18 protein-coding genes are annotated in these 20,438 nt (G+C 59.9%); 11 read left to right on the top strand and 7 right to left on the bottom strand.

The window, feature by feature from the left end:
• Positions 1 to 59: 59 nt before the first annotated feature.
• Together QEZ52_RS17370 and QEZ52_RS17375 are read right to left on the bottom strand one after the other, a co-directional pair.
• A complete protein-coding gene (locus QEZ52_RS17370; RefSeq protein WP_406645733.1) occupies positions 60 to 821 on the bottom strand; it encodes an amino acid ABC transporter permease in 762 nt (253 codons plus the stop codon).
• A 13-nt stretch (positions 822 to 834) separates the two neighbouring features.
• The gene (locus QEZ52_RS17375) at positions 835 to 1,575 is read right to left on the bottom strand and encodes an amino acid ABC transporter ATP-binding protein (protein WP_406645734.1); all 741 of its coding nucleotides are present in this window, start codon (positions 1,573 to 1,575) and stop codon (positions 835 to 837) included.
• A gap of 159 nt (positions 1,576 to 1,734) precedes the next feature.
• Here QEZ52_RS17375 and QEZ52_RS17380 point away from each other — a divergent pair, with 159 nt between their 5' ends.
• Entirely contained in the window at positions 1,735 to 2,505 is a 771-nt protein-coding gene (locus tag QEZ52_RS17380) for a transporter substrate-binding domain-containing protein (protein WP_406645735.1), read from the top strand.
• Between the two features lie 53 nt (positions 2,506 to 2,558).
• Here the strand turns inward: QEZ52_RS17380 and QEZ52_RS17385 are convergent, their stop codons facing one another.
• A complete protein-coding gene (locus tag QEZ52_RS17385; protein ID WP_406645736.1) occupies positions 2,559 to 3,209 on the bottom strand; it encodes a glutathione S-transferase family protein in 651 nt (216 codons plus the stop codon).
• Positions 3,210 to 3,291: 82 nt separating this feature from the next.
• On the opposite strand from QEZ52_RS17385, the gene QEZ52_RS17390 reads away from it, so the two are divergent.
• Entirely contained in the window at positions 3,292 to 4,029 is a 738-nt protein-coding gene (locus tag QEZ52_RS17390; protein ID WP_406645737.1) for a creatininase family protein, read from the top strand.
• Here the strand turns inward: QEZ52_RS17390 and QEZ52_RS17395 are convergent.
• From QEZ52_RS17395 to QEZ52_RS17405, 3 genes are read right to left on the bottom strand one after another with little or no spacing between them, the layout of a single operon-like run.
• Positions 4,013 to 4,489 (bottom strand): MaoC family dehydratase, encoded by a 477-nt coding sequence (locus tag QEZ52_RS17395; RefSeq protein ID WP_406645738.1) that lies wholly within the window; start codon positions 4,487 to 4,489, stop codon positions 4,013 to 4,015. The two genes, QEZ52_RS17390 and QEZ52_RS17395, sit on opposite strands and share 17 nt — an antisense overlap.
• 3 nt (positions 4,490 to 4,492) lie before the next feature.
• Positions 4,493 to 6,475: an acetyl/propionyl/methylcrotonyl-CoA carboxylase subunit alpha gene (locus QEZ52_RS17400; RefSeq protein WP_406645739.1), complete on the bottom strand. Its 1,983-nt coding sequence runs from the start codon at positions 6,473 to 6,475 to the stop codon at positions 4,493 to 4,495.
• Positions 6,476 to 6,481: 6 nt separating this feature from the next.
• Entirely contained in the window at positions 6,482 to 8,023 is a 1,542-nt protein-coding gene (locus tag QEZ52_RS17405) for an acyl-CoA carboxylase subunit beta (RefSeq protein ID WP_406645740.1), read from the bottom strand.
• Positions 8,024 to 8,092: 69 nt separating this feature from the next.
• Here QEZ52_RS17405 and QEZ52_RS17410 point away from each other — a divergent pair, with 69 nt between their 5' ends.
• From QEZ52_RS17410 to QEZ52_RS17435, 6 genes are all read left to right on the top strand, one after another.
• The gene (locus tag QEZ52_RS17410) at positions 8,093 to 9,274 is read left to right on the top strand and encodes an acyl-CoA dehydrogenase family protein (protein WP_406645741.1); all 1,182 of its coding nucleotides are present in this window, start codon (positions 8,093 to 8,095) and stop codon (positions 9,272 to 9,274) included.
• A gap of 70 nt (positions 9,275 to 9,344) precedes the next feature.
• Positions 9,345 to 9,956 carry a TetR/AcrR family transcriptional regulator gene (locus QEZ52_RS17415; RefSeq protein WP_406645742.1) on the top strand — a complete coding sequence of 204 codons (612 nt, stop codon included), beginning with the start codon at positions 9,345 to 9,347 and terminating at the stop codon, positions 9,954 to 9,956.
• Positions 9,953 to 10,807: an HpcH/HpaI aldolase/citrate lyase family protein gene (locus tag QEZ52_RS17420; protein WP_406645743.1), complete on the top strand. Its 855-nt coding sequence runs from the start codon at positions 9,953 to 9,955 to the stop codon at positions 10,805 to 10,807. Before QEZ52_RS17415 ends, QEZ52_RS17420 begins: the two co-directional genes overlap by 4 nt.
• 243 nt (positions 10,808 to 11,050) lie before the next feature.
• Positions 11,051 to 11,773, top strand: a complete 723-nt coding sequence (locus tag QEZ52_RS17425; RefSeq protein ID WP_406645744.1) for an ABC transporter ATP-binding protein — start codon at positions 11,051 to 11,053, stop codon at positions 11,771 to 11,773.
• On the top strand, positions 11,767 to 14,133 hold the full coding sequence (locus QEZ52_RS17430) for an ABC transporter permease (protein WP_406645745.1): 2,367 nt from the start codon (positions 11,767 to 11,769) through the stop codon (positions 14,131 to 14,133). Before QEZ52_RS17425 ends, QEZ52_RS17430 begins: the two co-directional genes overlap by 7 nt.
• Positions 14,134 to 14,137: 4 nt before the next feature.
• The gene (locus QEZ52_RS17435; RefSeq protein WP_406645746.1) at positions 14,138 to 15,373 is read left to right on the top strand and encodes an efflux RND transporter periplasmic adaptor subunit; all 1,236 of its coding nucleotides are present in this window, start codon (positions 14,138 to 14,140) and stop codon (positions 15,371 to 15,373) included.
• On the opposite strand, the gene QEZ52_RS17440 is transcribed toward QEZ52_RS17435, so the two are convergent.
• Entirely contained in the window at positions 15,370 to 16,149 is a 780-nt protein-coding gene (locus tag QEZ52_RS17440; protein ID WP_406645747.1) for a DeoR/GlpR family DNA-binding transcription regulator, read from the bottom strand. The two genes, QEZ52_RS17435 and QEZ52_RS17440, sit on opposite strands and share 4 nt — an antisense overlap.
• A 207-nt stretch (positions 16,150 to 16,356) precedes the next feature.
• On the opposite strand from QEZ52_RS17440, the gene QEZ52_RS17445 reads away from it, so the two are divergent.
• The 3 genes from QEZ52_RS17445 (at position 16,357) to QEZ52_RS17455 (ending at position 20,438) form a co-directional block, all read left to right on the top strand.
• Positions 16,357 to 17,304, top strand: coding sequence for an ABC transporter substrate-binding protein (locus tag QEZ52_RS17445; protein WP_406645748.1), 948 nt, complete (start codon positions 16,357 to 16,359; stop codon positions 17,302 to 17,304).
• A 120-nt stretch (positions 17,305 to 17,424) separates the two neighbouring features.
• Positions 17,425 to 18,447: a glycine betaine/L-proline ABC transporter ATP-binding protein gene (locus tag QEZ52_RS17450; protein ID WP_406645749.1), complete on the top strand. Its 1,023-nt coding sequence runs from the start codon at positions 17,425 to 17,427 to the stop codon at positions 18,445 to 18,447.
• Positions 18,444 to 20,438 carry an ABC transporter permease gene (locus tag QEZ52_RS17455; protein WP_406645750.1) on the top strand — a complete coding sequence of 665 codons (1,995 nt, stop codon included), beginning with the start codon at positions 18,444 to 18,446 and terminating at the stop codon, positions 20,436 to 20,438. Before QEZ52_RS17450 ends, QEZ52_RS17455 begins: the two co-directional genes overlap by 4 nt.

The raw sequence follows: 20,438 nt of genomic DNA on the forward strand, positions 1-20,438 counted from the left end.
TCTTCTCCGTTCGCTTCACACGCAGCCCGACATCGGGTGTTCGGACTGCGCAGAGTTTCCTACCCGCGTTCATCTGCCCCCATGCGCCGTTCCAGCCAGCGCACACCGGCGCTGATGATCAGGACCAGCACCAGATATTCAAAGATGAGCAGCGTATAGATTTCCAGCGGGCGATATTCGGTCACCACCAATTCGTTTGCGCGCCGGGTCAGCTCCTGCATCCCGATCACGGACGCAAAGGCGCTCATCTTGACGATATAGATGAACTGATTGGCCAGCGGTGGCAGGATGCGCCGGATCGCCTGGGGCAGGATCACATAGCGCATGGTTTGCAAATAGTTCAGCCCGATGGTCTGGGCCGCCTCGGTTTGTCCTTTGGCAATCGACTGGATCCCGGCGCGATAGATTTCGGCCGTAAAGGCACTATCGGAAATCGCCAGCGTGATGATCGCCCCCCAAAATGGGTCAATCGGGATGTTCAACCCCATCGACTGGAACACGATCGGCAGGCCGTAAAACACCCAGAACAACATCGGCAACAGCGGGATGGCGCGTACGAATTCGACATAGACCCGGTTAAACATCCGAATTTGCCACCGCGTCGATAACCCCGGCAGCGCCACCACAAGCCCCAGACCGATCGAGACCACGGCCGCGATCACGGAAATTAGGATGGTGTCACCAATACCCGAAACCAGAAATTTCACATTGATCCAACCGGACGGTTTGGTCGGGTCGATCACGTACCAGCCCCAGGTCCCCGAGCTGGAACACCCAGCCAAAGCCAACAAGGCAAGCGACAGGAAAATCCACTTTTTCATGATTGTCTTCTCCTCAGTGCTGCAGGATCTGGGACAGGAACTTCTGACACCGCTCGGATCGCGGAGCGCCAAAGAACTCATCCGGAGGGCCCTGTTCGACGATTTCTCCGGCGTCCATAAAGACCATGTTGTCAGCAACTTTGCGGGCAAAGCCCATCTCGTGCGTGACCACAACCATAGTCATCCCGTCATCCGCCAACCCGACCATCACGTCGAGCACTTCAGAGATCATTTCGGGGTCCAGCGCCGAAGTCGGCTCGTCAAACAACAGCACCTTGGGCTCCATGCACAGCGACCGGGCGATGGCCACCCGCTGCTGCTGACCACCCGACAGCTGCCCCGGACGCTTTTTCGCCTGATCCGGGATATGCACTCGTTCCAGATAATGCATGGCCTTGGCTTCGGCCTCGGATTTGGAGAGCCCGCGGGCCTTGATCGGCCCCAACATCAGGTTCTCCAGCACCGTGAGGTGCGGAAACAGGTTGAACTGTTGAAATACCATGCCGACCTCGGACCGGATCGCCGCCACCGATTGCGGATCATTGGTCAGTTCGATGCCATCGACCCGAATCGTTCCCTTCTGATGTTCTTCCAGCCGGTTGATGCAGCGCACTACTGTCGATTTCCCGGACCCCGAGGGGCCGCAGATCACAACCTTTTCACCGGATCCTATGGATAGATTGATATCCTTGAGCACATGAAATGTGCCATACCACTTGTTGACTCCAACAAGCTCGATTGCTGTCTGCGCCATCGAATTCCCCCTGTTTCGCGCGTCACGCATCAAAAAATGCGCAAAATTTTCTCCGTGAGAAAAATTTTTCTTGAGATTAACTGCGGGAATGCCGTTAAATCAAGGAACAATCGAACTATAATCAAAAGCGAACAGACAACACCAACAGGGGAGTCACCAATGAAACGAATTTTCAAGGCAGCCGCAGTCGCGGTTCTGGGCCTGACTTTGTCAGGTGCCGCACAGGCACAATCGGCACTGAACGAAATCCTGGATACGGGCGTGCTCAAGATCGGGACCACGGGTGACTGGAACCCGATGACGCTGCGCGATCCGGCGACAAACAGCTACAAAGGCTTCGACATCGACATCATGAATGAGCTGGCCAAAGATCTGGGTGTCGAAATCGAATTCGTGCCAACCGACTGGAAAACTCTGGTCAACGGCGTTGTGGCCGGAAAATACCACATGACCGGCTCGGCTTCGATTTCTCCCCCGCGAATGAAGGTGGCCGGTTTCTCGGAAAGCTACATTTCCGTAGAGCTGTACCCGTTCACCACCAAGGAGAAAGCTGGAAACTTTGACGGGTATGACAGCATCAACCAACCCGGTGTCAAAGTGGCAACCACGCTGGGAACGACGTTTGAAAAACGCGTGCGCGAATGGTTCCCCAATGCCGACATCAAGGTGGTCGAAGCCCCGGCGCGCGGCTTTCAGGAAGTGCTGGCCGGTCGGGCCGATGTGTTCATCACCTCGAATATCGAAGGATCGACCCTTGAACAGAAATTCCCTGTGACCCGCGTCCCCGGAACCGGCCCACGGTCGCCATCGCCCATCGCGATGTTGTTGCCCCAGGCCGATCAGGTGTGGATCAATTACGTGAACAATTGGGTCAAAGTGAAAAAGGCCCAAGGGTTCTTTGAAACCACCAAGGCGAACTGGGGTCTGTGATCCTGGCCTTGTGATGATTGGGACCGCGCCCCGTTGCGCGGTCCATTTCGTTTTCAGGAACGGGGTTTCAGACCGGACAGGCCCGGGTCAGTGTTCTTCAATGCCGCCCACGTCGAAACCCAGCCCCACCAGCGTGTCAGATTCGGGTACTCTGCAAACAGCTCGCGCCCCTCTTTTGATTGCAGGAAATAGTCTATCATGGGGGCAAGATGGCAATCTGCCAACGTCGGCGCGCGCCCGCTCAGCACTCTGCTCTCCTCGGCAATGTCTTCCAACGCCGCCAACACACGCCGCGACCCTGCTACTCCTGTTGCGATCACCTGTGGATCCCCTTCCTCTCCTACGAGCGGACGAAAGACCGAATGCGAAAACACCTGTCGAACCAGCGGAACATAGCCATAACTGTCCACAATCGCCATGACCTGATCCATGCGCGCCTGGGCCATCGGGTCGTCAGGTTGCAACCCGACGCCGGCAAAGGCGTTGTCCACATAACGGGTAATGGCCCCGGTTTCAAAAAGAGAGAATGCATCATGTTCCAGAACCGGCACCCGGCCAAAGGGATGCCGCCGCAGATGATCATCAGTCAGATCCGTGAAAGGATCAACTTCGACAGTCGCAACTGCGACCTGCTTTGCGGACAGGACCATGCGGACAATTCTGGAATAGACGCTGTAGCGATAGCTGTGCAGTCGAACACTCATCTCACGTCCGCCTCTCAAATTTATCCAAGCATCGCTCAAGGATAGACGCAGATGCCAACAAAACAAAGACAGGAGCGGTAACATGTTACTCAGTCGCATGACCTGGCAACAGGTCGACGCCCATGTGAAATCCGGTGGCGGTATCGTTTTGCCCATGGGATCAACGGAACAACATGGCCCCATGGGAATGATTGGCACCGACACGATCTGTGCCCAGGCGCTGGCCGAACGGGCCGCCGACATCTGCGGGGCCATCTGTGCGCCGCCTCTGGCCTATACGCCTGCCCCATTCAACATGGGGTTTGCGGGGACCATGTCATTGTCTGCGGACCTGTTTCAGGCCATGGCCCGTGAGCTGTTGGAAGGGCTGCAATCCCAGGGTTTCACCCGGATCTATGTTGTGAACGGGCATGGTGCCAATCTGGCACCGATGCGGACAGCGGCCACTGGGCTGACTGCCCGCGTTCAAATTCGCAGCTGGTGGGATTTCGAACCGGTCAACCTGTTGCGGCGTCAATGGTACGGCGCATGGGAGGGGATGCATGCCACCCCATCCGAAATTGCCATCACCCAATCGCTGTTTCACGTCCTGCCCACCGGTGATGCCGCAGACCCTCCCGAACAATTGAGCGCGGAATTCATCGCCGCCCATGCCGGCGACCGCCATGGGCCGCCGCAGGAACACCGCGCCCAGTTTCCAGATGGGCGGGTGGGGTCGCATTCGGCGTTGGCCTGCCCGGAACATGGCGACGCACTGATCGCCGCTGCCACCCAGGCCATTGCCGAAGACATGCGCGGCTTCTTCAATCTGGAAGGTTGACCGCCAGGTGGGATGGTTTGCGCCGCATGAATGCGGCCCGGTCGCAGGTCGCAACCAGAACCCCATCCTGATTAAAGGCCTGGTGCAGGAAGTGCACAATCCCTGCTTCGGGGCGCGATCCGCTGTCGCGGCAATCCTTCACGGTGGTCCGCACTCTCAAAGTGTCGCCCTGAAACACCGGGGCAGGAAAGCGCACATCGCTCATCCCCAGATTGGCGATGGTCGTCCCCAGCGTGGTTTCATTCACCGTGATCCCGATCATCACCCCCAGGGTGAAGATCGAATTGACCAGTGGGCGGCCAAATTCGGTGCCCTCAGCAAAATGGCGGTCGATGTGCAGGGGCTGCGAATTAAAGGTCATCGCGCAAAACATCATATTGTCGGATTCCGTGATGGTTCGGGTGATCGCGTGATCAAACACCATCCCCGGATGAAACTCTTCGAACCAGAGGCCGGCCATGGGTTACGCTCCTTTGGTGATGTCGATGCGAATCAGAATCTCTCCGGCATCGACGGTTGCGCCCGGTTCACAGGCGATGGCTGACACGACACCATCGGCCATGGCCTTTAGCTCCATCAGCAGTTTCATTGATTCCAACACCACCACAGTTTCCCCCTTTTGCACGACCTTTCCGACAGCAACAGGCAGGTCGGCCACCAGCCCCGGTATGGGCGCAACAATGCGATCCGGGGCCGTATCCGTTGTTGATCGGGTCGCCAAACGCAGATCTCCGGCCAACGACAGCCTGTGGCTGGTATCGAACGCGGGGCTCCACAGCCAGATTTCCGTACCCGTGTCAAATACGCCATACCGGCTGGAAAAACCGTTTTCGATGACATTCATCTCTGTCGCACTGGCGCGCGTGATCAGACAGGAAACCGTCCCCTCGCGAGAGGTCACTTCGAATTGTCCCTGTCGCCCGCGGATTTCGACCGCGGCATCGGGCGCATCGGTCTCCAAATATTGGGCACAAGCCGGCTGCCCCGCCTGATCCAACAAACGCATTCCACCCAGTCCGTACCACGGCGACGTGCCCGACGGCTGTGCGGAATGGCGCGCCAGAGCGGCCAGCCTGGTTGTTTGCGCGGCTGGCGCAGCCCAACCATCCGGCCATTGCGCGGCAATGAACCCGGTGGTGGCGCACCCTTGGGCGAACGCATCCCTGGCCAGCGCGTCCCGAAGAAACAGCCTGTTGGTCCCGAGCCCGGCCACGCCGGTCCGCTCCAGCCCCCGGATCAGCGATTTGCGTGCGCTGTCGCGGTCGGGGCCATGGGCGATCAGCTTGGCAATCATGGAATCGTAATGGCTGGCGACAACCGACCCAGTCTGAACCCCGCTGTCGCATCGCAGGCCCGGATCCGGTGCCCAATGCAGGATCTCTCCGGTTTGGGGTCTGAACCCCAAGGCCGCGTCCTCGGCAGTGAGCCGGGCTTCGATCGCATGGCCGCAGCACCGGATATCGGCCTGTGTCAGCCCCAAAGGCTGACCCGCAGCAACCCGCAACTGCTGTTCCACCAGGTCCAGGCCCGTCACTTCTTCGGTCACGGTGTGTTCCACCTGCAACCGCGTGTTCATTTCCAGAAAATGGTAGGCTTCGGTTTCACCCTCCATGACAAATTCCACGGTGCCCGCGCTGTCATACCCGATCTCGCGCCCCAATCGCAGCGCCGCATCGAACATCGCATCGCGTGTGGTAGCGCTCAGATTCGGGGCCGGTGCCTCTTCGAGCAGCTTCTGGTGATTGCGTTGCACCGAACAATCGCGCTCATGCAGGTGCAGCAGATTGCCATGTTTGTCGCCCAACAGCTGCACTTCGATGTGGCGCGGGTTTTGCACCAGCTTTTCGATCATCAACCGCCCCTCGCCAAAGGCGCGTTCGGATTCGGCGCGCGCCGATTTAATGGCGTCAGCCAATCCCCCCGGATCATGGACCACGCGCATGCCTTTGCCCCCACCCCCGGCGCTGGCCTTTATCATGACCGGCAGACCAATGTCATGCGCGGCGGCGATCAGAGTCTCGTCGCGTTGATCCGCGCCTGCATAGCCCGGAAGACAGGGCACGCCAGCGGCCAAGGCCACGGCTTTGGCTTCGATTTTGGCCCCCATGATACGGATCGCATGGGGGTGAGGTCCAACCCAGATCAGCCCGGCTTGGACACAGGCTTCGGCCAGGTCGGGGCGTTCCGACAAGAAGCCATATCCGGGATGGAGCGCCTGGGCACTGCTGGTCTGTGCGGCCGCGATGATCCGATCCACCCGCAGATAACTGTCCCGCGCCGCAGCCCCCCCGATATGCACAGAGGTGTCCGCCAGTTGCACATGCAAGGCGTCCCGGTCCGCGTCCGAATAAACCGCAACCGTTCGGATCCCCATCGCCCGCGCCGTGCGCATGATCCGACAGGCAATTTCGCCGCGATTGGCGATCAGCAATGTGTCAAACATCATGCGCCCTCACATCCGGTAAACTGGGCGCGGCCCGGTTTCGCGGGGCTCTGCTGCGGACAGCGCCAGGCATAACCCCATCACATCTCGGGTCTGGTCCGGTTCGATAATCCCGTCATCCCACAGCCGCGCTGTGGCGTAATAGGGGTCGCTTTGTTCGGTGAACTGGGCCCGCGTGCGCCTGTCCAGCTCTGCGATCTCGTCCTTGGATGCGGGTGATTTCAGGCTGGCCCGGCGCAGGTCGGTGACCACCGTGGCTGCGACATCCGGGCTCATCGTGGCAATGCGCGCATTGGGCCAGGAGAACAGGAACCGGGGCCGAAACCCGCGCCCACACATTCCGTAGTTCCCAGCGCCATAGGAGCCGCCTGTGATCACGGTGTATTTTGGCACTCGCGCATTGGAAACCGCATAGACCAGCTTGGCCGAATGTTTGGCGATGCCACCGCGCTCGGCGTCAGTTCCGACCATGAAACCGGTGATATTCTGCAAGAACAGCAAGGGTATATGGCGCTGATCACACAGTTCGATGAAATGCGCACCCTTGAGCGCACTTTCGGAAAACAACACCCCGTCATTGGCCAGGATTCCCACCGGATAGCCGTGGATATGGGCAAAACCACAGACCAGAGTCGCGCCATAATCGGGCTTGAATTCGGAAAAATCGCTGCCATCCACCAGGCTGCGGATCATGGCCCGCGTATCGGTGGGGCGTTTCAGGTCGATCTGAGCGAACTCTGCCGGTGTTCCGGCATCCGCTGCGGGGGGGGCTGACGCTTGTGGCGGATCACTGGGCATCCCTGGCTCGAGATATCCGACCAATTCGCGCAACTTGCGCAATGCGCCCTCTTCGTCCTCTGCCAGATGGTCACTGACCCCCGACACATTGGTGTGCATCTCGGCCCCGCCCAAAGTGTTGCCGTCGACAACCTCGTTGATGGCTGCCTTGACGATGGGCGGGCCTCCCAGATGGATACGACCGGTCTCCCGCACCATGATCACCTGATCACTCAGCGCCGGAATATAGGCCCCACCCGCCGTGCATCCGCCAAATACCACGGAAATCTGTGGGATACCTGACGCCGACATCTGGCATTGCCGCCAGAATGCACCTCCAAAATGATCCTTGTCCGGGAAAACCCGATCCTGTTCGGGCAGAAACGCACCACCGCAATCCACCAGATACAGACATGGCAACCGATGGGCCTGAGCGATTTCCTGGGCGCGCGCATGTTTGCGCACGGTTTCCGCAAAGAACGATCCGCCTTTGACCGTGGCGTCATTGGCAATGATCATACAGGACCGCCCGCGCACCACGCCGATGCCGGTGACTATTCCGGCACCCGGAACCTCGCCGCCGTACATCCCGTACGCGGCCAGCGGTGACAGCTCGAGAAACGCTGTGGCCGGATCCAACAGAAATTCGATCCGGTCGCGCACAAACATCTTGCCGCGTTCTGCATGGCGGATGCGAAAACGCTCTCCGCCGCCCTGGGACGCGGCCCTGTGACGGCCGCGCAGGTCTGAAATCAGATCTGGAATGGTGGGCATGGCGTCCTCCCTTGATTTTCTACCTAACGTCCGTTAGAAAATCTGTCAACAACCACAAAGAGACCAAAGATGACCCTTGGATTTGACGCCACCACCGCCTCCTCCTTCTTCTTTTCCGATGAACACCACATGTTGCGCGCCCAAGTGCGCCGCCTGGTCGAGGAAGAGATCAAGCCCCATGCGGACATCTGGGAAGAACAGGGGCACACCCCCCGCGACCTGTTGCGAAAGATGGGCGAATTGGGGGTGTTCGGAATCCGCTATCCCGAAGCCTACGGCGGCTCCGATATGGATCAATTGGCCACCGTTGTGCTGGCCGAAGAATTGGGACGATGCACCTATGCAGGTGTGGCGATCACCGCGCTGGTGCACACCGATATGGCCTCGGTTCATGTGTTCAATGCCGGGACCCAGGAACAAAAGGCCAAATACCTGCCAGGAATCATTGCCGGGAACACCATAACCGCGGTTGGCATCACCGAACCCGATGCCGGATCTGACGTCAAAAGCATCCGCACGACCGCACGGCGCGCGGTCGATCACTCCGGCGATCATTATGTTCTGAACGGCACCAAGACCTTTATCACCAACGGGGTGCTGGCCGACCTGTATTGCATCGCGGTCAAAACCGACACCACAGGCCCGGCCAGTCAGAGCGTTTCGATGTTTCTGCTGGAAAAGGGCACGCCTGGGTTTACCGTGACCCGCAAGTTGAAAAAACACGGCTGGCACAGTTCGGACACGGCCGAGCTGTCGCTGGTGGATGTGCGGCTGCCTGCTGAAAACATGCTGGGGGCCGAAGGTCGCGGGTTCTACGAGATCATGAAGAATTTTCAGAACGAACGTCTGGTACTGGGTGCCATGGCCATGGGCGAGGCCCAGGCCGCGATCGAACTGACCGTGGATTATGTGAAAAACCGCACGGCCTTTGGCGCGCCCTTGTGGGAGAAACAGACCATCCGCCAACGGCTAGCCATGCTGTCGGCACGGGTCGAAGCGGGACGCCAGATGATCTATGCCACCGCTGCACGCACGGCAGCAGGGGAACACCTGGTCCGCGACGTGTCGATGATAAAAGCCTACTGTGGTGAGTTGGTAAACGAAGTCATGTATGAATGCGTTCAGTTCCACGGCGGCATGGGTTTTATGGCAGGCAGCACCATTGAACGCATGGCGCGTGACGCCCGTGTGCAAGCCATTGGCGGGGGTGCCACCGAAGTCATGTTGGAAGAAGTCGCCAAACGCATGTGAACCGCACTGGCCGGTTGCACGCAGACCGGATATCTCAAAGGACAGCCTGCCCCGCTTCATGGACCACTCGATGACCGTTTCCTCTGCCAACCCCCGTACTCCCAATCCAAAGCCCAAAGCCGCCGCTGCCCGCGATCAGATATTGACCCATGCAGCGCGAATGATGCGCGCCCGGGGCTATGCTGATATGTCGCTGCGTGAGTTGGCAGCCGAGGTGGGGATGAAGGCCGGCAGCCTGTATTACCATTTCCCCTCCAAAGAGGCGTTGGCGACCGATGTCATGCGGCTGGGGGTTGAAATCGTGTCCGACGCGGTTCAAGCAGGGCTGGAAGACGCCCCCGATTTGCCCCCGCGCGCCCGGATGGCTCGGGCCATGCAGATCCATCTGGAGACGTTGTTGTCCGCCAGCGATTTTTCTTCGGCACATATTCGATGCTACCCCTTTGTCCCGTTGACTGTTCAGAGCGAGCTCAAGTCCGTGCGCAAGAAGTATGACAAGATCTGGTCCGCCTTGATCGAACAGCACCTGGGACCCAAGGCGACGCCAACAGACATACGCTACCTGCGGTACGCCATCATTGGGGCGTTGAACTGGTCATTGGAATGGTTCGACCCCGCCCATGACGACGCCGCAGTTTATGTAACATCGGTGGCGGACCGATTGCTGAGGGAGTCGCCATGATACCCGCAACAGCCGCCACGCGATCCTGGTTGTTCGTGCCCGGAAATGATCCACGCAAGATGGCAAAGGCGCTGACCTGTGACGCTGATGTGGTGATCTTCGATCTCGAAGACGCAGTTGCGCCACAAGACAAGCCAACAGCTCGGGCATTGGTGGCCGAGGCACTGACCCACCCCGCAAGACCCTTGCGCTTTGTCCGTGTCAATGGCCTGGGGACCGGGTTGGCGGCTGCGGATGTCGCAGCCACCCTGCCCCATGCGCCAGATGGCTACGTTCTGCCCAAATGCGAGGGACCCGATGATATTGCGACCCTGTCAGAGATGACGGGCGGGCGGATCGGCATTCTGGCGATTGCGACAGAAACCGTGCGGGCCGTGCGCAATCTGATGCGGCAGGATTGGGCACATCCGGCGCTGACCGGCCTGACCTGGGGCGGCGAGGATCTGGCCGCCGATCTGGGATCGCTGAGCAACCGCGCCACCGATGGCAGCTATCGCAGCCTGTTTGTGCAGGCCCGTGATCTGACGCTGCTGGCCGCGCGGGACGCCGGCGTTCTGGCGATCGATTCAGTGTTCGTCGATTTCCATGATACGGCGGGTCTGAATGCGGAGACGCGCGATGGATTCACCTTGGGGTTCGATGGCAAAATGGCCATTCATCCGGCCCAGATCGACACGATCCACACCGCCATGACCCCGGCCCCCGCGGATGTGGAATGGGCAAGACGTGTGATCGCCGCGCTCGAGACCGCACAATCCGGGGTCGCACAGTTGGACGGCAAGATGCTGGATCTGCCACATTTGATATCGGCTCACAGACTCCTGCGGTTGGCAGGATCAGGCACAGCCTGACCCACGGACGTGTCCCAAACGTTGGCAAACGCCTTGGCCCGGCGTTTCACCACCTTTGAAATCATGTTGCGCTGGAGATGAAACCCGGGTGTCTGAACGATGCAGCGCTGGGTCAGATGGTGACCCTGGTTTCTGGCCAAAGCACGGGCCGCTACGTCACGCACGGCGCGACGCTGCACCATCTTGTGTCACCGCACCCAGCCCATAGAGTACAGGTACAAATTTCCGTCAACCGAGGCCAATATGCCCGGACACATCAGGACACAGCCCGCCTTTACCGCCAAGGGATTGACCAAGACCTATGGCGAAGGCCGTTCCGCTGTGCATGCGTTGCGCGGCGTCGATCTTGAAATTCCGCAGGGTGAAATCGTGGTGTTGCTGGGGCCGTCAGGATCCGGCAAATCGACATTGTTGAACATACTGGGCGGGCTGGATCGCGCCACATCGGGTACGGCGCATTTCCGTGACCAAAACCTCAGCGCCATGACAGATCGGGCGCTGACCCTGTATCGGCGTCGCCATGTCGGGTTCGTGTTTCAGTTCTACAATCTGATGCCCAGCCTGACGGCGTTGGAAAATGTCGAACTGGTTACGGAAATCGCCGATGATCCGATGCCCGCCGAAGACGCCTTGTCTCTGGTCGGGCTGAGCGAACGCATGGATCATTTTCCCGCGCAATTATCCGGTGGCGAACAACAGCGTGTCGCCATTGCCCGTGCCGTCGCCAAACGACCCAATGTGTTGTTCTGCGACGAACCGACCGGCGCATTGGATAGCACCACGGGACGGTCCGTGCTGCGGGTCTTGCGCGATGTGAACCAGCAACTGGGGACGACCATCCTGATGGTGACCCACGCGGCCCATACCGCACAGATGGCCGATCGGGTGATCCATTTTGCTGACGGTGCCATCAGAGAAGTGGTGGAGAACACCACCAAGCTCAGCCCAGATGACATCATATGGTAAGCCCGCTGGATAAGAAACTGCGCCGGGACCTGTGGAGGATGAAGGGACAGGCGACGGCAATTGGCGCTGTCATTGCCGTTGGCGTGCTGATGCTGGTGATGATGACCGGGCTGACCGCGTCGATTTCGCAAACCCGCGCCACCTATTATGACCGCTATCGGCTGGCCGATATCTTTGCCACCGTAGCCCGCGCACCGGAACGGGTCGAAGCCCGGATCGCTGCATTGCCTGGTGTGTCCAGCCTGCAATCGCGGGTGTCGGGACAGGCGCTGATCGACATACCGAACGAAGATCTGCCGATTCAGGCGCAGGCCCTGTCCCTGCCCGACCAGGGCCGACCGGTCCTGAATGACGTGTATCTGACCAGCGGCCGCATGCCCGAGGCACAACAGTCGGATGAAATCCTGTTGTTGCACAGTTTTGCCACCGCACGTGGGCTGAACCCCGGTGATCGTCTGCGCGCAACCATGAATGGCGCACGGCGCAGTTTCCGCATTGTCGGCCTGGCCCAATCACCCGAATTTTTATATGTTACCGCACCCGGCGAATTCATCCCCGACGATGCGCGGTTTGCTGTCATCTGGATGGGGCGCGCCTCGCTCGCAGCAACCTATGACATGAACGGAGCCTTCAACAGCCTGCTTTTGGGCCTGTCGCGCGGTGCAGATGAAAACGCGGTGCTGGACGCAGTGGACCAGATCCTCGCTCCTTTTGGCGGCACCGGGGCCTATCCGCGGGATCAGCAAATGTCGGATCGATTTATTTCCGAAGAAATATCCGGGCTGAAAGCCGCCTCCAAGGTTGTTCCGCCGCTGTTTCTCGCCGTGGCCGCGTTCCTGCTCTATATCGTGATCAACCGCATGGTCCAATCCGAACGCGAGGAAATCGGCCTGCTCAAGGCGTTCGGCTATACCAACATCGAAGTCGGTGCGCATTACGCCAGGCTGGTGTTGGCGATTGCCTTTGGTGGGGCCATCGCAGGATGCATGGGCGGCGTGGTGGCCGGGCGGGCCATGGTCGGCGTCTTTGTGACGTATTACAAATTTCCATTCCTGGTTTTTGAGCTCGAACCGGCTTCGTTCGTGATTGGCGTGACCACCAGCACTTTGGCCGCAGCAGCGGGTGGGGTTCTGGTGCTGAGGCACGTCTTTGCGCTGACGCCCGCCACAGCCATGCGCCCCCCCGCCCCGCCAGATTACAGCCGCACCGGACAGATTGGCCACAGCGTGAACCGTTTTCTCGATCAACCCAGCCGCATGGTGCTGCGTCGACTGACCCGCCAACCGGGACGCATAATGGGCGCTGTGATCGGGGTGGCCTGTGGTATGGGGCTTTCGGCGGCGATGATGACCATCTATGCCGGGTTCGACCGGACCGTCGATCTGACCTTTGGGGTTATTGACCGGTCCGATGTGACCGTCACCTTTACCCATGCCGTCAGCGACAAGACCCTGTTTGAACTGCACCGGATGCCCGGGGTCGAACAGGCCGAAGCCGTGCGGCATGTGCCGGTAGTTCTGTCGCTGGGCCAACGCAGCCACCGCGGGTCCCTGACCGGCCTTCCGCCTTCGCCCGAACTGAACCGCGCCCTGAATGCACAGGCACTGCCGATCGACCTGCCGCGACAGGGCATCGTTCTGTCTACGGCTTTGGCCGATCTTTTGAACGCCAAGCCGGGTGACCTGATCGGCGTTGACGTGCGCGAAGGCCGCCAGCCCCTGATCCGGGTCCCGGTGGCAGCCATCGCCACAGCACTGCTCGGAGCGCCCGCCTATATGGACCTGGAAGCGTTGAACCGCATGCTGCGCGAACCACGGCGCATTTCCGGTGCCTATCTCAGCATTGACCAGGCCCACGCCAAACGGATCTATGCCGATCTGCGTGACATGCCCACAATTGCCGGGATCAGCGTCAAATCACAGGCCCGCGTGGCCTTTGAAGTGCTGATGAACACAGGAGCCGGGGCCATTCGCTATGTGATGGGGGTGATTGCCTTTATCATCACCTTTGGCATCATCTACAATGCCGCGCGCATTGCCTTTGCCGAACGGGCCCGGGATTTGGCCAGCCTGCGCGTGATCGGCTTCAGCCATGGCGAAACCGCCTTTATCCTGCTGGCGGAACTGGGCGCGGTTATCCTCCTGGCCCTGCCGATCGGGGCCCTTCTGGGCTATGGGCTGGCCTTCAACATCGCCTCGGGGTTTTCAACCGAACTGTACCAGATCCCGGTGCTGATTTCACCACGCAGCTATGGCACAGCCATGTTGGTCGTGATCGGTGCGGCCCTGTTCTCAGGCTGGCTGGTGAAACGTGACCTGGATCGGCTCGACCTGATTTCGGCCCTGAAAACACGGGAATAATACCATGACACAAACACGCAAACGCTCTCGTATGACCCTGACTTTTGGGGCGGTCGTGTTGATCGCCGGGGCACTGGCGGTCGCGTTCTGGCCGCAACCGGCATTGGTCGATCTGGGCCAGGTCGTCCGTGCGCCCATGCAGGTCACGATTGACGAAGAGGGGCGCACCCGGGTCAGCGAACCCTATGTGGTATCGACCCCGGTGGCCGGTCGCCTGCAGCGAGTCGAAGTCAACCCCGGTGATCCCGTCGTTCGGGGCGAAACCGTGGTGGCACATATGCTGCCTACCAATCCTTCGGCCCTGGATGTGCGCACCCGCGAACAGGCCCGCGCCGCTGTCACTGCCGCCGAGGCCGCATTGCGGGTGTCGCGCGCGGATCTGAACGCGGCTCTGGCCAAACGCGACCTGGCCTGGACCGAACTGTCGCGCACCCAGACACTGGTGGATCGCCGCATCACATCCGAAGTCATGTTGGAGCGGGCACAACAATCTGCCCGCGTGGCACAGGCCGCCGTTGATACAGCCGAAGCCGCCATTGCCATGCGTGAGGCCGAACTGGCCAATGCCCGCGCTCTGTTGATCGGGTTCGAGGATTCAGCGTTCGCCGGGGCCGTCGGGGTTACCAATGGCATGGACATTCCGCTCCACGCCCCGGCAGACGGGCGCATTTTGCGGGTCATCCAGCAAAGCGCGACCACCCTGCCCGCCGGCGCGCCAATCATGGAGATCGGCAATGTCGACAGCGAGCTGGAGGTTGTGGTCGACCTGATTTCGTCCGATGCGGTGCAGGTCAGCGTCGGGGATCCGGTCGCGTTGGTTGACTGGGGCGGCCCCCAGACCTTGGAGGGCGAAGTTGAACGCATCGACCCATTTGGCGTCACCAAATACTCGGCCTTGGGGGTCGAAGAACAGCGTGTCGCCACCGTCGTACGCCTGACCAGCCCGGCATCCGAGCGCGCCGCTTTGGGGCATGGTTTCCGGGTGGAAGCCCGCATTGTCGTCTGGCAGGACGATCAGGCGCTGACGGTCCCGGCCAGCGCCCTGTTCCGCGTAGGGCCGGATTGGGCGGTGTTTGTGCTGCGCGATGGCACAGCCAGGCAAACCCCGGTTCAGATTGGACACAGCAACGGGACAATGGCGCAGGTGCTGTCCGGCCTTGATGCGGGGGATACAGTGATCCTTTATCCTTCGGCTGCCATCACCCATGGCACCAGGGTTGCCCCCCGACAGGTCCCTTAGGGCAACACGACAAGGTCGATGTCATTGCGCTCCAGCATCTGCACCACAGAGTTGGGGGGCTGATGGTCCGTATAGAAAATGTCGATCTTGGCCGTCTGATCCAACGCCACCGGAGCACGCTTGCCGAACTTGTCACTGTCGGCCACCACGATCCGCACCTGTGCATTTTCAGCAGCGACCCGGGCGATATTCGCCTCTTCCAGGTCGTGCAGCATGAACCCGAACTCTGCGTTCACCGCCCCAACCGAAAACACAGCAAACTGTACATTCAAACGTCCCACCAGATCCAGCGCTTCGGCCCCAAAGGCCCCGCCGTCATGGGCGCGCAATTCACCACCGGCCATGAACACCCGGTTGCCATTGCGCGCCGCCAGACAATTGGCAACAAAGGCTGAATTGGTGACCACGAACAGGTTGCTGCGCTTTTTCAATGCCATGGCCACATAGGCCGTGGTGGATCCGATATCCAGAAACACGGAATCCCCGTCTCCTATGTTCTCTGCGACAGCCGCGGCCAGGTGTTCCTTGCTTTCGGCCTGGGTGCCCATGCGGCTCTGAAATGGGGCCTCGTTGACCTCTTCGACCAGATGCACGCCGCCGTGCACCTTGCGCACGATCTGTGCATCCTCGAGCGTGCGGATATTGCGGCGGATGGTTTCATTCGAAACCCCCAACTGCGCCGCCAGATAACTGACCCGCCCCGAACCACCGACGCGCTGCAATTCCCGCAGGATTTCTTCTTCGCGTTGGTTCGTGGTTTTGCGTGATGTGTTCATTGGGCCCCCTGCATGTGGGTTTACGGCAAAAAGCCACAAAAAACAACACACCGACCAATTTCTCAGCCAATCACCACTGAAGTTTCCGAATTTCGCTGATTTTTTGTGAGTTATTGTGGTTTTGATTGACTAAAGCCAAATTTTACCGCAGCATTCCCACATAAATACAAAAATAAACACATAAAGCCACACAACCGGGAGATCGAAATGACATATAAAATCAACACCTTGGGCGCGGTTACCTTGGCCTTGGCCACAAGCGTTTCCGCCGGATGGGCCGCAGAATCATCTGATCCCATCAAACTGACACTGCATGATTGGTCGGGCCAATTGATCAACACCAAGATCATGGGCTCGATCCTGCAAGAGGCTGGGTACAACGTCGAGTATGTGCAGGCCGACTACATCGCCCAGTTCGCAGGGCTCAAGACCGGCGATCTGCATCTGGCGATGGAAATCTGGGAAACCACTGGCCGCGAAGCGCTGGACGATGCCACCGCGACTGGCAAGGTGGTCAATGTCGGGGAAACCGGCCTGATGGCCATCGAGGAGTGGTGGTATCCCTCCTATATGAAGGACCGCTGCCCCGGTCTGCCCAACTGGGAGGCGCTGAAGGACTGCGCCGAAGAATTTGCCACCGCCGAAACCGACCCCAATGGCCGCTATGTGGGTGGCCCGGTCACCTGGGGCGGCTTTGACGACGAACGTGTCGAGGCGTTAGAGATGGATTTCGAAGTGGTCCACGCGGGAACCGATGCGGCGCTGTTTGCCGAATTGGAATCCGCGTATCAACGTCAGGATCCAATTGTCTTGTGGGTCTATGTCCCGCATTGGGCCCCTGCCAAGTATGACGGAGAGTTTGTAGAATTCCCGCCCTATTCGGCCGAATGCTATTCAGATCCGTCGGTTGGTGTGAACCCAGACATGGCCTATGACTGTGGCAAACCCCGTGGTCCGATCTGGAAAGCGGCCTGGGCTGGGATGCAGGACAAATGGCCCGGGGCCTATGACATCGTCAGCGCCTATACGCTGAGCAACGAAGAGATGAGCGCCATGGTCGGCAAGGCCGATCTGGACGGCGTGGACATTGACACCGTGGTGTCGGATTGGATGACAACAAACAAGGACCGCTGGTCCGGTTGGGTCGCCAAGTAATCCGTCGCAGCCGGGGCTGTACAACGCTCTCAGCAGCCCCGGCCGTAACTCTCGAACTCCCTTTCTGCCCCCTCGCCAACCCGTAGCCCCACCCCGTGGCACGGATCCGGAGACCCTTTGATGACAGCCAAGACCAAACTCTCCTGCCGCAATGTCTGGAAGCTATACGGAGCCGACGCGGACGGGTTTTTGCACCAAAACCCCGCCCCCTCCGGCGATGACATCAAACGCGCCGGGATCATCGGGGCCGTGCGTCAGGCCAGCATCGACATTGCCGAGGGCGAAATCTTTATCATCATGGGGTTGTCGGGTTCGGGCAAATCAACGCTGGTCCGCTGCCTGTCCCGGCTGATCGAACCCACCGGGGGCGAGGTTCTGTTTGATGGCGTCGATCTGTTGCGTGCCACCGAACAGGAGCTGATCGAAATCCGCCGCCACAAGATGGGCATGGTGTTTCAGCATTTCGCCCTGCTGCCGCATCTGACCGTGTTGCAGAACGTCATGTTCCCCCTGACCATTCAGGACACCCCAAAGGCCGAGGCCAACGCCAAGGCGCGCGAAGTCGTCGAACTGGTCGGGCTGAAGGGGCGTGAAGACTATTACCCCCGCGAGCTGTCCGGCGGTCAACAACAGCGCGTCGGCATTGCCCGCTCTCTGGTCACTGAACCCGATCTCTGGTTCCTGGATGAACCGTTTTCCGCGCTTGATCCGCTGATCCGGCGCGAAATGCAGGATGAATTCCTGCGTCTTCAGGCCCGCCTGCACAAAACTATCGTGTTCATCACGCATGATTTCGAAGAGGCCGTGCGTCTGGCTGATCGGATCGCCATCATGAAGGACGGCGAGATCATCCAGGTCGCCACGCCCGAAGAGCTGGTGATGAATCCAGCCACGGATTATGTGGCTGAATTCACCAAACATATCCCGCGCTCAAAGGTTCTGACCGTGGCCGGGTTGATGACAAGAGGCGGCACCGGTGAAGGTGAGCCCATTGTCCACACCACCCGCGTGTCCGAGGTCGCCGAACGGGTGATTTCTGCCGATGCCCCAGTGCCGGTCTGTGACGAAAACGGCCTGCATGTCGGGTCAATCGACCGCAAGGCCATCGCGCATGTGCTGTTCGGCTCGGGAGACCCGGCATGATCCGGCATCTAACCCCACGCGCCCTGGTGACCTGGGGGCTGGTCATCGTGACCATCATTCTGGGCACCTTTGGTCGCGATATTTCCAAGGCGCTGGATGCCCGTTGGCTGACCAAATACCCGTCCAAATGGAAGATCCCTTTCAAGGACAGCATTTCCGACGCGATGACATGGCTGGTCGAAGAGGCTGCCATCGGCCCCGTCTCTTTCACAGACATCACCCGGGCGTTGGCCTGGATGATCGAACAGCCCTATGAGCTGATCCTGGCGCTGTTGGCGCATGGGTTCGTGCTGGGTCAGGGGAACGAAGCTCAGGTATTGCTACCCGCAATCAGCTGGATCGTGGTCACCACCGCAGTCATCGCCTTGGGGCAGTATTGTCGCGACTGGGGACTGGCGGCGCTGGTTGGGGCCTGCTTTGTCTATCTGGCCATCTTTGGCCAATGGAACAGCGCCATGGTCACGTTGGCGTCTGTGCTGATTGCGGTGCCGATCGGCGCGGGTGGTGGACTGTTGGTGGGGATCTGGGCCTATCGCCACCCCACCGGGGAAAAGATCCTGTCGCCCATTCTGGACCTGATGCAGACGATCCCGATCTTTGCCTATCTGGTGCCGATCCTGTTCATGTTCGGCTTTGGTCCGGTGTCGGCGCTGGTTGCCACCATCATCTATGCCACCCCGCCGATGATCCGCATCACCACCATGGCGCTCAAGGCAGTCGACCCCGAAATCCTCGACTTTGGCCGCATGGCCGGCACCACGAAACGACAATTGATGTGGCGCGTGCTGGTGCCTTCGGCCAGCCAGAGCATCATGGTCGGCGTCAATCAAGTGATCATGCTGACCCTGAACATGGTGATCATCGCGTCCATGATCGGTGCCGGGGGATTGGGGTTCGACGTTCTGGCCGCATTGCGCCGACTGGATATCGGCGCGGGCTTTGAAGCCGGTATTGCAATCGTCGTGCTGGCCATCGCTGTCGACCGGCTGAGCCAGGCCTTTGCCGAACGTATGGGACAGGTGACACACGCCCCGGCCGGATCCTGGGCCGCGCGTCACAAACGCACGGTTCTGGTGCTGATCCTGCTGGTTGCCACATGGCTGCTGGGTCAGTTTTCACCGCTGTTGCTGGAGTACCCCGAGGCCCAGACCATCACCACCGGCGAATTCTGGGACAATGCGGTCAGATACCTGAACGTGAACTATTTCGACTTTTTCGAAGCCGTCAAAGTCTTCTTCCTGCATTGGTTCCTGCTGCCGATCAAAAAGACCCTTTTGGGCATTCCCTGGACCTGGGGGCTGGCGATGCTGACCCTGTTGGGCTGGCGCGCGGGCGGTTGGAAGCTGGCGCTGATGTGTGGGACAATGGCGGGTCTGATCGTTGTGACCGGTCTGTGGGCCAAGGCGATGGTGACCGTGTATCTGTGCGGGGCTTCGGTGATCCTGGCAACGTTGATCGGGGTTCCGTTGGGGGTTCTGGCCGCGCTGAACCGACGCGCGGGCGTGGCCATCAACCTGTTCATTGACACGCTGCAAACGCTGCCCAGCTTTGTCTACCTGATCCCGGTCGTCATGTTGTTCCGGGTGGGAGATTTCACCGCCATGATCGCCATCGTGTTGTATGCACTGGCTCCGGCGGTGCGCTATGCCGCCCATGGCATCCGATCCGTCAGTCACGAACTGATCGAGGCCGGGCAGGTGTCGGGCTGCACCCGTTGGCAGCTGTTGCGCCATATCCGCCTGCCCATGGCGCTGCCTGAAATCCTGTTGGGTATCAACCAGACCATCATGCTGGCCCTGTCGATGCTGGTGATCACCGCGCTCGTCGGCACCCGCGATCTGGGACAAGAGGTCTATATCGCCCTGACCAAGGCCGACACCGGCCGTGGGTTGGTCGCAGGCCTTGCCATCGCTTTCATCGCCATCATCGCCGACCGGCTGGTCAACGCCGGGGCGCGCAATGCCCGTATCCGATTTGGACTGGAGAGCTGA

The organism is Aliisedimentitalea scapharcae, from assembly GCF_045277565.1.
Classification (GTDB): domain Bacteria; phylum Pseudomonadota; class Alphaproteobacteria; order Rhodobacterales; family Rhodobacteraceae; genus Aliisedimentitalea; species Aliisedimentitalea scapharcae.